Raw genomic sequence first — 11883 nt, 5'->3', positions numbered from 1 at the left:
GGGGGGGGCGCGGGGGGGGGGGCCCCCGCGCGGGCCCCCCGGGGGCGGGGGGGGGGGGGCCCGGGGGGCCCCCCCCCCAACCCCGGGGGGCCCGCCGCCCCCCCCACCTCCGCGTGTCCCGGGCCCGCCGTCCTCGGGCCCACCGTGTCCGGGGAGGGGCCGTGTCCCCGGGGGATGCCAAGACCCGGGGAGGTGACGTGTTCCGGGCAACCGGGCCTCAGTCAGGTGACGTGTTCCCAGGAGCCGCGGAGACCCGTGGCGGAGGGTCGATCATGAGGGCACGTGGCCGATATGGTCGAAGCACGCCGCCCCACCGGACGCCCGACCGTCGGAGGTTTCCCGTGCCGAACGGATCGCTCTCCCTCGCCGCCTCGCTCTACCTGCTCTCCTACGACCCCGAGACCGGCCGGCCCGCCGGTGCTCACACCGCCCTGCTCGTCCGCGCCGCCGCCCTCACCGAACTCGTTCAGCGGGGCATGCTCACCGACGCCGACGGCAGCCCCTGCCCGGTGGCCGACGCCGCCACCGGCGACCAAGCGCTCGATGGGCTGCTGGAGCTGATCGGCGAATCCCGGCCGCGCAGCTGGCAGATCTGGGTGGGACATCAGCCGCGGCTGACCGAGCACGCGGTCCGCGACCAGATGGTGGCGGCCGGATATGTGCGGGCGAAGGGGAAGCGGATGCTGGGACTGTTCCCGGCCAAGGAGTACATGCTGGAACGGCCCGATCAGGTGGCCGGGATGCGGGACGACGCGGTGCGCGTCCTGCGCGGTGAACAGCCGGCGGCCGAAGTGTCCGAACGGGACGCGGCGGTGGTCACCCTGGCGGCGGCGGGTGAGCTGAGGTCCGTGGTGACGGCCACGGACGCCAAGGTTCGCAAGCGCCGGATCCTGGAGCTGGGGGAGCGCTGCGGGGGCATGGGCCCGGTGCTGGAGAAGGTGATCGCGCAGGTGCGGACGGCGCTCGCCGCCGCCGTCGTCACGGCCATGCTGGCGTCGACCACGGCCGCGACCGCCACCTGACCCCTCACCGGTAGGGGCGGGCTCAGGCGCCCGTACGGGCCAGGACGTCCGTACGGGCCAGGACGTCCGTACGGGCCGGGCTCGGGGTGGGTGTCCGTACGGACTCTCGGGGTGTCCGTACGGACGTCAGGCGTCTCTCAGCAGCGACGCCAGCCCCTCGTCCAGGTCGAGCTCCCCGGCCTCGCTGCCCTCGGGGACGACCGCGTACGACCGGCCGAGGAATCTGCGGAGGTCGGCGGTTTCGAACTGGACCATGGCCATGCCCTCGGGGGCATGGAACTCCAGGACCGTCCCCTGTGGTCCGCTCGGCCACATCTGCACATCCCCGCTGCCCGCCGGGCCACGCAGCCCGGCCGCGAGCAGCTCGCGCCCGAACGTCCACTCCACCGCGGAGCCGTCGAGGGACGCGGAGGGCGGGAAGGAGACGCGGACGGCGAACGGGTCGTCCCGCTCGTAGCGCAGGCACGCCGGAATCGCGCGTGACTCGGGCGTCGACGCGATGAGCTGTGCCCGGACGGCTTGGTCGATGACAGTGGTCACGTCGGCTCCCTTGCGATAGGTGCGGGGCACGTCGCCCTTACGACCGTTAAGACGTTTGGGCGATCAGGCCAGTGCACCCACTTTCTACGTGACGTGCGTCACGACTGATTTTTCGGGGGGACATAGGGCATTTAGAGTTGCCAAACCATGCAAGGTCTCGGGCGCCGTGCGGAGCTGTTACAGAAACGTCGGCAATGACGAGGCACCCACCCCAGGGGTTGTTCCACCATGACCGAAGGTCACGCGGCGCTCGACACGGCCGCCTACAGCCGAATCTACGATGCCGAATATTCGCGTCTGTGCGGATATGCCCGAACTCTCACCGGTAACCCCTGGGTTGCGGGGGATCTGGTGGCCGAGGCGCACTACAGCGTGTGGCGTCGGATCCGCGCCGGGCATCCCCTCGGTGCCGATGCCGTCCCGGCCGAGCTGACGGGCGCCGTAAGGGCGCTGTCGGCCGGGGTGGGGAACGGGGGGCCGTCGCAGCAGGCGTCGTACCTCGAACCGCTCGTCCAGGTCCTGGGCGAGCTGCCGCAGCGCTGGGTCAAGGTGCTGTGGCTCGCCGAGGTGGACGGGCTCCCGCCGGAGGAGGTGGCGTGGCGGACCGGGGCGAGCCCGGACGGTGCGGCGGCCCTGGTGGAGCGCGTTCGGGAGAGCGTGCGCCAGGAGTTCCTGCGCGCCCAGCCCGGCTATCCGGCGAGCGCCGCGTGCGGTGGGCACTGGGAGGGGCTGCCCGACCATGTGCGGGGCGCGGACTCCCCGCATCAGGCCGAACAGATCGCCGTCCACATCGACGGCTGCCGGGACTGCCGGGGCCGGATGGAGCAGCTGGTCGCGGCCGACGACCGACTCCCCGCGCTGACCGGCCCCGCGCTGCTCGCGCTGTACGACCGGGACATGGCGCGCTTCCTGGCGCCGCTGGCGGCCGCTGGTGCGATGGGCACCGTGGGGGCCGCCGGAGTGGCTGCCCTGGCGGCCGGCGGCGGTGCGCACGCGGCGCCCTCGAACGGACCGCTGGTCTCCTCCCGCCGTTCCATGCACCACCTCGTTCGCGGGCAGGTGCGCCAGGCGGGGCCGGTCGCGGTCGCGGCGGCCGCGGGCGGGGTGCTGCTGGTCGCGGGGGCGGCGGTCATGACGGGGCTGGCGCTGACGGACGGCGGCTCGGCGGCGGCACAGCAGCCGGCGGCGGCCTCGCAGTCGCCCATATCGGATACATCCGACTCCGCTGATTCTTCCGCTTCTTCCGATTCGTCCGTCACGCCCGGAGCCTCGCGGCATTCGGACGGGTCGCGGGCGGGCGTTCCGGGGGAGGCGTCCCGGAACCGGCCGTCCGGCGCGAGCGTGCCCACCGGGCACTCTCCGGCGGATGTGCCGTCCAGCGCCGTATCCCCCTCGCGTAAGGCGCCGACGTCCGGCACCTCCGAATCGCCCTCGTCGCGACCGTCTTCGCCCGCTTCGTCCTCCGCGTCCAGCGGTCCGTCGCACCGGCCGACGGACGAACCGACCCAGAAGCCGACCGCGAAGCCGACGGACGGCGGCACGTCGGACCCGGCTCCGAGCGGACAGCCGACGCAGCGGCCCACGGCCAAGCCGACCGACCCCGGCGGCTCCGGCTCCGGCGACTCCCGGGACTGCGTCTCGCTGATTGTCCGGCTCTGCGTCTCCCACTAGGCCCAATAGGAGGTGTCCGGCGGATCGTGGCGCCTGCGGCGGGCTGTTCCCCTCCCTGCCCCTTCCCGACACCTAACGATATGCGGCTCCGCCGCGTGGGGGCTCCGCCCCAGACCCCGGCCGGGGCTGCGTCCCAGGCCCCGCCCGGGGCTGCGCCCCAGATTCCGGGCCGGGGCGTCTGCTCTAGATCCCGGGTCGGGGCGTTCGCTCCAGGCCCCGGGTCCGGGCTTCGCTCCTTCCTGTGGCAGCGATATGCGGCTCCGTCGCGTGGTGGACCCCTGGTGTCGGGAAGGGGCGGGGAGGGGAAAGCATCGATCTGCGGTTCCGCCGCGTGGTCCGCCTGGGCTCAATTACGGAACGTGTCAAGTGTGTTGCCCTCCGGAGCGTAAGCTCAAAACAAGCCAGCGGTCCCAGTCGGACAGCGGGACCAGGAGGGATGGACCGACCAATGACGTTCCAGCCACGCGAACTCTTCCCCGACCGCTCCGCGCGCGACCTGTTCGGCGCTGAGATCCGCCGCCACCGCGAGAAGGCGGACATGTCGCTGCGGCGGCTGTCCGAGGTGCTGAAACAGCAAGTCGCACTTAGCGCGCATCGAGGGGGCTGAATCGCTTCCATACGACGACCTACCGGCGAAGCTGGACGCGTGCTTCGGCACGGATGGGTTGTTCGCGAGGCTGTACGCGCTCGCTAAGCACGAACCGTTCCCCCGCAAGTACCGGCGGATGATCGAGCTTGAGAGCCGAGCGGCCATCATCGAGAAGTACGTCGGCGCCACGTTCCCGGGCCTGCTGCAAACCCCTGAGCTCGCCGAGCACTCTTTGCGCTGCGGATTCCCCCATGCCCCTGGTGCGGAGATCCAGGCAATGGTCAAGGCTCGTATCGATCGGCAGGTGTTGCTGGACCGGGCCAAGCCGCCACGTTGCTGGTTCATTCTCGACGAGGCCGTGCTGCGCCGCCCGGTCGGCGGACCAGCGGTGATGCGTGATCAAGTGTCGTCTCTGCTTGAGCGCGGGATGCAGTCCCACGTCACCATTCAGGTGCTGCCCTTCACGGCGGGCGGACACATTGAGGCGGGCGGTTCACTGACTCTCTTCACGATTCACGGCGGGCCGCCGGTGGCGTACGACGAGAGCAGCCAGTCCGGAATGATCATCGAAGACCAAGAGGCTGTCGCGCAACGTAGGGAGAACTACGATCTGCTCAGGGCCATGGCCCTCTCGCCCCGCGACTCCGAGGCGATGATCCGAGCCGTGATGGAGGACTGGATCCCATGCCAACCACCCCGGACCTGACCGTTGTCGCGTGGCGTAAGAGCAGCTACAGCAACAACAACGGCGGCGACTGCGTCGAGGTCGCCGACAATCTCCCGGGCCTCGTCCCGGTCCGTGACTCCAAGTGCCCCGATGGTCCCGCTCTCATATTCGCTGCCGGATCATGGGCCACATTCATTACAAGCCTCAAGATGGACTGAACTCATGCCGATCACTCCGGACCTGAGCTGCGCCGCATGGCGCAAGAGCAGCTACAGCAACAACGACGGTGGCAATTGCGTCGAGGTCGCCGACAACCTCCCGGGCCTCGTCCCGGTCCGCGACACCAAGAACCCCGACGGTCCCGCCATCCTGTTCCCCGCCGGATCGTGGGCCGCGTTCATAGCCTCCCTCAAGGCATAAGCCGAAACGGGATCCTTACGGTCGCTGCTGGCGGTGTTCGGCCAGGGCCGGGGCCGTACGGGTGGCCAGGAACTCGGTGATGGTGTATTCGCCGATGCCCGCGACGATGAAGGGGTCGCTCGCCACCATCTCCTCGATCTTCGCCCGGTCGTCGCCGAGCGCCAGGATGACCCCGCCGTCGCGGGGGCTCTTGGGGCCGGAGGCGAGGAAGACGCCGTTCGCGAAGTGGTCGTCCACCCAGACGAGGTGCTCGGGGAGGGCGGCCTCGACGCGGTCCGCCGAGGCGGTGTAGGTGATCTCCAGTACGAACATGACGGGCAGGCTAGTAACGTGAACCGCACGATGACCAGCGCCGTCGATCCACGATATGAACTGCCCCGCGACTGGCCCACGACCGAGGCCGAGGCCATCGCCGTCCAGGAGCGGACGCGGGCGTCCGTGGTCGTCGGCGGCGAGGTGCCCGAGCCGGGCACCGGCACCGGCGCGGTCGTCGGAGTGGACGTGGCGTACGACGACGAGCACGACCTGGTCGCGGCGGCCGCCGTCGCCCTGGGCGCCCGTAGCCTCGACGTCGTCGCGGAGGCGACCGCGGTGGGCCGCGTCTCCTTCCCGTACGTCCCCGGGCTGCTGGCGTTCCGTGAGATCCCGGCCGTCCTCGACGCCCTCGGCGACCTCGACCGTCGGCTCGGCCGCCGCCCCGGCCTGGTGGTGTGCGACGGCTACGGCCTCGCCCACCCCCGGCGGTTCGGGCTGGCCAGCCATCTCGGGGTGCTCACCGGGCTGCCCACCATCGGCGTCGCCAAGAATCCCTTCGGCTTCCGCCACGCCGACCCGGGGCCGCGCCGCGGCGACTGGTCGCCCCTGCTCGACGGGGACGAGGAGGTCGGCCGGGCGCTGCGCACCCGCGACGCGGTGAAGCCGCTCTTCGTCTCCGTCGGCCATCGGATGACCATCGTGGACGCGTGCGCGTACACCCTGCATCTGGCCCGCGACTTCCGGCAGCCCGAGACGACACGGCGCGCGGACGCGCTGTGCCGCCGGGCCCTGAGAGCCGCCACGCTCTGAACGCGGTGTGGGTGAGCCCGACCTCCGAACGTGGCGGCTGTGCACGCGGTACTCCGAGCGCGGCGCCGGGCGAACCCCTGTACCCCCCGGCGTCGCCCACCCTCCGATCGCCTCAGGCCCGCCGCGTCTCGGCCAGGAAGCAGCCGAACTCGACGGCCCGTACGTGCACCGCCGCCACCCGCGGGTCCCCGTACAGCTCGGCCAGCCCCTCCTCGATCGTCGGCTCGCCGTCGTTCAGCAGCCGCCCGCCGAGGATGTTGCCCTCGGCCGTGTACGCCCGCAGCACCCGCCGCCGGCCCCGGATGCCGTCCGCGATGCCGGGGCCGGTCCAGCCGTCGCACTCGTCGAGGTGGATGAAGACCGGGCCGACCTCGTTGTACGGGCCGGGTGTGGCACCCGTCTCCCGCGCCCAGCGGCGCAGCGGGGCGTAGGAGACGAGCGCGATGGTCTCGTACGGCCGGCTCCGGCCCAGACAGCAGCGCATCGGGTTGCCGCCCTCCTCGTCCTCCACCACCGCGCGAGGAGGGTTGCCCGCGTCATCGGTGATCCGCAGCTGCTTCAGCACCTCGGGCGCGATGGCCCGCATCTCATAGTTTTCGTCCATGCGTTCAAGCCTGACCGGTGGGCTCGCGGCTCGCTGGCGGGATTCGGACGAGGCGCTGAGGCGGGAATGTACTTGACAGGGGGATGGCGCTCCGTCAGATTCGGGCCCCAACATAGGACATCCCACGTCCATATTGTCCCGCTATCCAGAAGGCTGGGTGTCGATGAGTCTTCCGGCTCCCCTTACCGGTGTCGTTCCGCCCCTGTGCACCCCCCTCACGCCCGCGGGCGAGGTCGACACGCGTTCCCTCGCCGCGCTCGCCGAGCGGCTGATCGACGCGGGGGTGAGCGCGCTGTTCGCGCTCGGCTCCAGCGGAGAGGCCGCCTATCTGAGCGACCGCGGTCGCCGTACGGCCCTTACGGCTGTCATCGAGGCCGCCGACGGCCGGGTTCCCGTGCTCGCGGGGGCGATCGACATGACGACCGCGCGGGTGCTGGATCACGCCCGTGCGGCGGCGGAGCTGGGCGCGGACGCGATCGTGGCCACCGCGCCCTTCTACACCCGCACCCATTCCCTGGAGATCGCCGACCACTTCCGGCGGCTGCGCGACGGGGTGGACAGGCCGCTGTTCGCGTATGACATCCCGGTCGCCGTCCACTCCAAGCTGACGCCCTCGACGCTGCTGCCGCTGGCCGCCGACGCCACGCTGGCCGGGGTCAAGGACAGCAGCGGGGACGACGGGGCGCTGCGGCGGCTGCTGGTCGAGGTCCGCCGGCGCGGCCTCGGCGACACCTTCACCGTGCTCACCGGCTCCGAACTGTCGGTGGACGGCGCCCTGCTGGCGGGCGCCCATGGTGTCGTCCCGGGGCTGGCCAATGTCGATCCGGCCGGGTTCGTCCGGCTGTACGAGCACGCGCGCGCGGGGCGCTGGGAGCGGGCGGCCGCCGAACAGGACCGGCTGGCCGCGCTGTTCGCCATCACCGACACCGGGGATCCCGCCCTCATGGGCGGCAGTTCCTCGGGCCTGGGCGGCTTCAAGGCCGCGCTGCGGCTGCTGGGCGTGATCGAGTGCGCGGACACCGCCGCGCCCCAGGTGCCGCTGGGCGAGGCGGCTGTCAAGACCGTGCGTCAACTCCTGGAGGAGGGAGGGCTGTTGTCGTGACCGAAGCCGCCAAGGTGCCCTGGTACCGAGAGGTCTCACCCGGTCAGTGGAAGTCCCTGTTCGCCGCCTGGATCGGCTATCTGCTCGACGGTTTCGACTTTGTGCTGATCACGCTCGTCCTGACCGAGATAGCCGACGAGTTCGACCTGAGCACGGCGTCGGCGGCGAGCCTGGTCTCGGGCGCCTTCATCACCCGCTGGCTCGGCGGGGCGGTGCTGGGCGCGCTGGGCGACCGCTACGGCCGTAAGGCCTCCATGATCATCAGCATTCTGCTCTACTCGCTCGGCACCTTCGCCTGCGGATTCGCCTGGAACTACATCAGCCTGTTCACTGCCCGCCTGGTGATTGGCATGGGCATGGCTGGCGAGTACAGCGCAAGCGCCACCTACGTCCTGGAGAGCTGGCCCGCGCGGCTGCGCAACCGCGCCTCCGGCTTCCTCATCTCGGGCTACTCGGGCGGCACCATCATCGCCTCCGAGCTCTACAAGTGGGTGGTGCCCCACTGGGGCTGGCGCTGGATGTTCTGGATCGGTGTGCTGCCGGTGCTGGTCGCCCTGTGGGTGCGGCGCGCGCTCCCGGAGGCCGGGGACTGGCACGAGGAGATGGCGGCGGCGCGGGCGCGCCCGAACCCCTTCCGGCCGCTGTTTGCCGGACGTGCCCGGGCGAGCGTCAACACGGCGCTGGCCGTGGCCGCGAGCGTGGCGCTGTTCCTGGTCTTCACCCCGGCGGGCGCGGGCTGGCGCTGGCCGCTGTCGATCCTGGCGGCGGGGTGCCTGTTCGCCTTCGCGGCCCAGCTCGGCGGACGGCGCCGCTGGCCGCTGTACGTGTCCCTGATGTGCACGGTCTTCTGCGCGTTCCTCTACAGCTGGCCGATCCAGGCGCTGCTGCCCACCTATCTGAAGGAGCAGCTCGAGTACTCGCCTTCCGAGGTCACCGATGTGATGTTCTACGCCGGGTTCGGGACCATGGCCGGCTGCTGGCTGGCGGGCTTCGTGGGCGACTGGCTCGGCACCCGGCGCGCCTACGCCGTGACCCTGCTCGTCTCGCTGGCCTTCGTCTTCCCGGTGTTCGCGGTGCAGGACTCGCTGGTCGGACTGGGAGTGCTGCTGTTCTTCCTGCTCGCGCTGAGCCAGGGGATCTCCGGCATCCTGCCGAAGTACATCGCGGGCCACTTCCCGACCGGGAGCCGGGCGGCCTCGCTCGGCTTCGTCTACAACACCGGGGCGCTCGGCGGCGCGGTGGCGCCGGTGCTCGGCGCCCATCTGGCCGAGGGCATGTCCCTCGGAAGGGCGCTGGCGGTGCTCACCTTCGGACTGACGCTGGTGGTGATCGTGCTGGTCGGCGCGGATGTGCCGCGCCGGCTGGGCCGGCTGACCGATCCGGAGGGCGACGAGGACCATCTTGTGCCCGGACAGCTGTCGATGGCGGGGCCCGATCTGAAGAAGACCTGATCCGAAAAGCCCGGTCGGCGCCACACCCGGCCCGCCGTGCGCCCACACGGCCGAACCCCCTTTCCGGTCACGGGGATTGGTTATCCACAGACCCAGGAGAGGGCTTGTGGAATGCGGGGCGCGTTCTTAGCATCGGCGGTGTTACAGCGGTGGTGTCACACGATTGGGGGACGGAATGACGGTGGCGGAGGAAGGGGCGGCGAGCGGCCCGCTGGCCGGAGTGCGAGTGGTGGAGCTGGCCGGGATCGGGCCGGGCCCGTTCGCCGCCATGGTCCTCGCCGACCTCGGAGCGGACGTTGTGCGCGTCGACCGCCCCGGAGGCGCCGGGGGTCTGCGGATCGACCCGGCCTACGACCTCGCCAACCGCAACAAGCGCTCGGTGCTGATCGACCTGAAGGCCGATGGGGGCGCGGCCGTCGTGCTCGACCTCGTCGAGCGCGCCGACATCCTCATCGAGGGCTACCGCCCGGGGGTCGCCGAGAAGCTGGGCCTCGGCCCGGACGACTGCCTGGCCCGTAACCCCAAGCTGGTCTACGGCCGGATGACCGGCTGGGGGCAGGAGGGCCCGCTCGCCCGGACCGCCGGCCATGACATCGGCTATATCGCCGTCACCGGCGCCCTCAGCATGATCGGCGCCGCCGACGGTCCGCCCATCGCCCCCGTCAACCTCCTGGGGGACTACGCGGGAGGCTCGCTCTATCTCGTCATCGGCCTCCTCGCCGCCCTGCACCACGCCCGCGCGGGCGGCCCCGGCCAGGTCGTGGACGCCGCGATCGTCGACGGCACCGCCCATCTGACCGCCGTCACCCACGGCATGATGGCCGCCGGCGGCTGGCGGGACCAGCGCGGCAGCAACCTCCTCGACGGCGGCTGCCCCTTCTACGGCACCTATGAGACCGCCGATGGCGGCTATATGGCGGTCGGGCCGCTGGAGCGCAAGTTCTACACCGAGTTCATCGAGCTGCTGGGGATCGCCGACCAGGCCCCGGCTCGCGATGACTTCGACAGCTGGACCGCGCTGCGCGCCGCCATCGCCGACCGCTTCAAGGAGCGCACCCGCGAGGAGTGGACCGCCGTCTTCGGCGCCTCGGACGCCTGCGTCGCCCCCGTACTGTCGCTGCGGGAGGCCCCGTCCCATCCGCAGCTCGCCGCCCGCTCCACCTTCCTCGACCACGGCGGGATCACCCAGCCCGCGCCCGCCCCGCGCTTCTCCGCCACCCCGGGCGCGGTGCGCCGCGCGCCCGCCCGGCCGGGGGCGGACGCCGACGAGGTGGCCCACGACTGGGGAGTCACCTCGCTCATCGAGGGAAACCCGTCATGAGCCCCATGCCTCCGCTTCCCGCCGGACCACTGAGCCGTCCCCGCGCCAACCCTCCCCTGAAAGGCCGCTGACGTGAGCACCGAAGCGTATGTGTACGACGCCGTCCGCACCCCGCGCGGGCGCGGGAAGGCCGACGGTGCCCTGCACGGCACCAAGCCCGTCGACCTGGTCGTGGGCCTCATCCATGAGCTGCGGCGGCGGTTCCCCGAGCTCGATCCGGCGGTGATCGACGACGTGGTCCTCGGTGTCGTCAGCCCGCTCGGCGACCAGGGCTCCGACATCGCCAAGATCGCGGCCATCGCGGCCGGGCTCCCGGACACGGTCGCGGGCGTCCAGGAGAACCGCTTCTGTGCCTCGGGCCTGGAGGCCGTCAACCTGGCGGCGGCCAAGGTCCGTTCCGGCTGGGAGGACCTGGTGCTCGCGGGCGGGGTCGAGTCGATGTCCCGCGTGAAGATGGGCTCCGACGGCGGGGCCTGGTTCGCGGACCCGATGACCAACTACGAGACGGGTTTCGTACCCCAGGGCATCGGGGCCGACCTCATCGCCACCATCGGCGGCTTCAGCCGCCATGACGTGGACAGCTACGCCGCGCTCTCCCACGAGCGGGCCGCCCGCGCCTGGAAGGAGGGGTACTTCGACCGCTCCGTGGTCCCCGTCCGCGACCGCAGCGGGCTGACCGTCCTCGACCAGGACGAGCACATCCGCCCCGGCACCACCCCCGAGACCCTGGCGGGTCTGAAGCCGTCGTTCGCCGCCATCGGCGAGGCGGGCGGCTTCGACGCGGTGGCGCTGCAGAGGTACCACTGGGTCGAGGCGATCGACCATGTCCACCACGCGGGCAACTCCTCGGGCATGGTGGACGGCGCCGCCCTGGTGGCCATCGGCAACCGCGAGGTCGGCGAGCGCTTCGGGCTGACACCGCGCGCCCGGATCGTCTCCGCCGCCGTCTCCGGCGCCGACCCCACCATCATGCTCACCGGCCCGGCTCCCGCCACCCGTAAGGCGCTCGGCAAGGCCGGGCTGACCATCGACGACATCGATCTGGTCGAGATCAACGAGGCGTTCGCGGCGGTGGTGCTGCGCTTCGTGGACGACATGGGGCTGAGCCTGGACAAGGTCAATGTCAACGGCGGCGCGATCGCCATGGGCCATCCGCTGGGTGCCACCGGCGCGATGATCCTCGGCACGGTGATCGACGAGCTGGAGCGGCGCGACGGGCGGTTCGGGCTGGTGACGCTGTGCGTGGGAGGCGGGATGGGTATCGCGACGGTGGTCGAGCGGCTCTAGGGGTGTCCGACGGATCGTGCCGCCCGCGGCGGGCTGCTCCCCGCCCCGCCCCCACGCCCCACCAGTGCATAATAGGCGCGCCCCCCCCCGGGGGGGGGGGGGCTCCCGAGACGCCGGCGCCCGGGGGGGGGGGGGGCGCCTCGG

General features: G+C 71.7%; 14 protein-coding genes. 11 read left to right on the top strand and 3 right to left on the bottom strand.

Features of this window, described 5'->3' with window-relative positions; genetic code table 11:
• Positions 1-341 precede the first annotated feature (341 nt).
• On the top strand, positions 342-1022 hold the full coding sequence (locus ACFXB5_RS48755) for a GPP34 family phosphoprotein (protein WP_385221254.1): 681 nt from the start codon (positions 342-344) through the stop codon (positions 1020-1022).
• A gap of 126 nt (positions 1023-1148) precedes the next feature.
• Here the strand turns inward: ACFXB5_RS48755 and ACFXB5_RS48750 are convergent, their stop codons facing one another.
• On the bottom strand, positions 1149-1562 hold the full coding sequence (locus ACFXB5_RS48750) for an SsgA family sporulation/cell division regulator (RefSeq protein ID WP_385221251.1): 414 nt from the start codon (positions 1560-1562) through the stop codon (positions 1149-1151).
• Between the two features lie 228 nt (positions 1563-1790).
• Here ACFXB5_RS48750 and ACFXB5_RS48745 point away from each other — a divergent pair, with 228 nt between their 5' ends.
• From ACFXB5_RS48745 to ACFXB5_RS48725, 5 genes are all read left to right on the top strand, one after another.
• Positions 1791-3233 carry a hypothetical protein gene (locus ACFXB5_RS48745; RefSeq protein WP_385221248.1) on the top strand — a complete coding sequence of 481 codons (1443 nt, stop codon included), beginning with the start codon at positions 1791-1793 and terminating at the stop codon, positions 3231-3233.
• Positions 3234-3681: 448 nt separating this feature from the next.
• Complete coding sequence (locus ACFXB5_RS48740; protein ID WP_385221245.1) at positions 3682-3840, top strand: hypothetical protein; 159 nt, start codon at positions 3682-3684, stop codon at positions 3838-3840.
• Positions 3841-3958: 118 nt separating this feature from the next.
• Entirely contained in the window at positions 3959-4528 is a 570-nt protein-coding gene (locus ACFXB5_RS48735; RefSeq protein ID WP_385221242.1) for a DUF5753 domain-containing protein, read from the top strand.
• Positions 4507-4707 (top strand): DUF397 domain-containing protein, encoded by a 201-nt coding sequence (locus ACFXB5_RS48730; RefSeq protein ID WP_385221239.1) that lies wholly within the window; start codon positions 4507-4509, stop codon positions 4705-4707. The genes ACFXB5_RS48735 and ACFXB5_RS48730 overlap by 22 nt, the downstream gene beginning before the upstream one ends.
• A 4-nt stretch (positions 4708-4711) precedes the next feature.
• Positions 4712-4909 (top strand): DUF397 domain-containing protein, encoded by a 198-nt coding sequence (locus ACFXB5_RS48725; RefSeq protein WP_385221236.1) that lies wholly within the window; start codon positions 4712-4714, stop codon positions 4907-4909.
• 15 nt (positions 4910-4924) lie between these two features.
• On the opposite strand, the gene ACFXB5_RS48720 is transcribed toward ACFXB5_RS48725, so the two are convergent.
• Positions 4925-5221, bottom strand: coding sequence for a YciI family protein (locus ACFXB5_RS48720; protein ID WP_385221233.1), 297 nt, complete (start codon positions 5219-5221; stop codon positions 4925-4927).
• Positions 5222-5251: 30 nt separating this feature from the next.
• Here ACFXB5_RS48720 and ACFXB5_RS48715 point away from each other — a divergent pair, with 30 nt between their 5' ends.
• Positions 5252-5974, top strand: coding sequence for an endonuclease V (locus ACFXB5_RS48715; protein WP_385221257.1), 723 nt, complete (start codon positions 5252-5254; stop codon positions 5972-5974).
• 112 nt (positions 5975-6086) lie between these two features.
• Here ACFXB5_RS48715 and ACFXB5_RS48710 read toward each other — a convergent pair whose 3' ends face one another.
• Positions 6087-6578: a DUF1203 domain-containing protein gene (locus ACFXB5_RS48710; protein ID WP_385221230.1), complete on the bottom strand. Its 492-nt coding sequence runs from the start codon at positions 6576-6578 to the stop codon at positions 6087-6089.
• A 163-nt stretch (positions 6579-6741) separates the two neighbouring features.
• On the opposite strand from ACFXB5_RS48710, the gene ACFXB5_RS48705 reads away from it, so the two are divergent.
• From ACFXB5_RS48705 to ACFXB5_RS48690, 4 genes are all read left to right on the top strand, one after another.
• Positions 6742-7680, top strand: coding sequence for a dihydrodipicolinate synthase family protein (locus tag ACFXB5_RS48705; protein ID WP_385221227.1), 939 nt, complete (start codon positions 6742-6744; stop codon positions 7678-7680).
• Positions 7677-9131 carry a sialate:H+ symport family MFS transporter gene (locus ACFXB5_RS48700; RefSeq protein ID WP_385221224.1) on the top strand — a complete coding sequence of 485 codons (1455 nt, stop codon included), beginning with the start codon at positions 7677-7679 and terminating at the stop codon, positions 9129-9131. The genes ACFXB5_RS48705 and ACFXB5_RS48700 overlap by 4 nt, the downstream gene beginning before the upstream one ends.
• 175 nt (positions 9132-9306) lie before the next feature.
• A complete protein-coding gene (locus ACFXB5_RS48695; RefSeq protein WP_385221221.1) occupies positions 9307-10452 on the top strand; it encodes a CaiB/BaiF CoA transferase family protein in 1146 nt (381 codons plus the stop codon).
• Between the two features lie 72 nt (positions 10453-10524).
• The gene (locus ACFXB5_RS48690) at positions 10525-11739 is read left to right on the top strand and encodes an acetyl-CoA C-acetyltransferase (protein ID WP_385221218.1); all 1215 of its coding nucleotides are present in this window, start codon (positions 10525-10527) and stop codon (positions 11737-11739) included.
• The last annotated feature ends 144 nt before the right edge of the window (positions 11740-11883 follow it).

The organism is Streptomyces sp. NPDC059455, from assembly GCF_042750115.1.
GTDB lineage: Bacteria > Actinomycetota > Actinomycetes > Streptomycetales > Streptomycetaceae > Streptomyces > Streptomyces endocoffeicus.
Note: the sequence above shows the minus strand (reverse complement) of the source record. Positions and strands in the feature narration are given on the sequence as shown.

Coding starts and splice junctions, on each gene's coding strand:
- ACFXB5_RS48735 (WP_385221242.1), top strand. CDS start 3,959: ATGATCGAGCTTGAGAGCCGAGCGGCCATCATCGAGAAGTACGTCGGC.
- ACFXB5_RS48720 (WP_385221233.1), bottom strand. CDS start 5,221: ATGTTCGTACTGGAGATCACCTACACCGCCTCGGCGGACCGCGTCGAG.
- ACFXB5_RS48725 (WP_385221236.1), top strand. CDS start 4,712: ATGCCGATCACTCCGGACCTGAGCTGCGCCGCATGGCGCAAGAGCAGC.
- ACFXB5_RS48740 (WP_385221245.1), top strand. CDS start 3,682: ATGACGTTCCAGCCACGCGAACTCTTCCCCGACCGCTCCGCGCGCGAC.
- ACFXB5_RS48730 (WP_385221239.1), top strand. CDS start 4,507: ATGCCAACCACCCCGGACCTGACCGTTGTCGCGTGGCGTAAGAGCAGC.
- ACFXB5_RS48715 (WP_385221257.1), top strand. CDS start 5,252: ATGACCAGCGCCGTCGATCCACGATATGAACTGCCCCGCGACTGGCCC.
- ACFXB5_RS48710 (WP_385221230.1), bottom strand. CDS start 6,578: ATGGACGAAAACTATGAGATGCGGGCCATCGCGCCCGAGGTGCTGAAG.
- ACFXB5_RS48695 (WP_385221221.1), top strand. CDS start 9,307: ATGACGGTGGCGGAGGAAGGGGCGGCGAGCGGCCCGCTGGCCGGAGTG.
- ACFXB5_RS48745 (WP_385221248.1), top strand. CDS start 1,791: ATGACCGAAGGTCACGCGGCGCTCGACACGGCCGCCTACAGCCGAATC.
- ACFXB5_RS48705 (WP_385221227.1), top strand. CDS start 6,742: ATGAGTCTTCCGGCTCCCCTTACCGGTGTCGTTCCGCCCCTGTGCACC.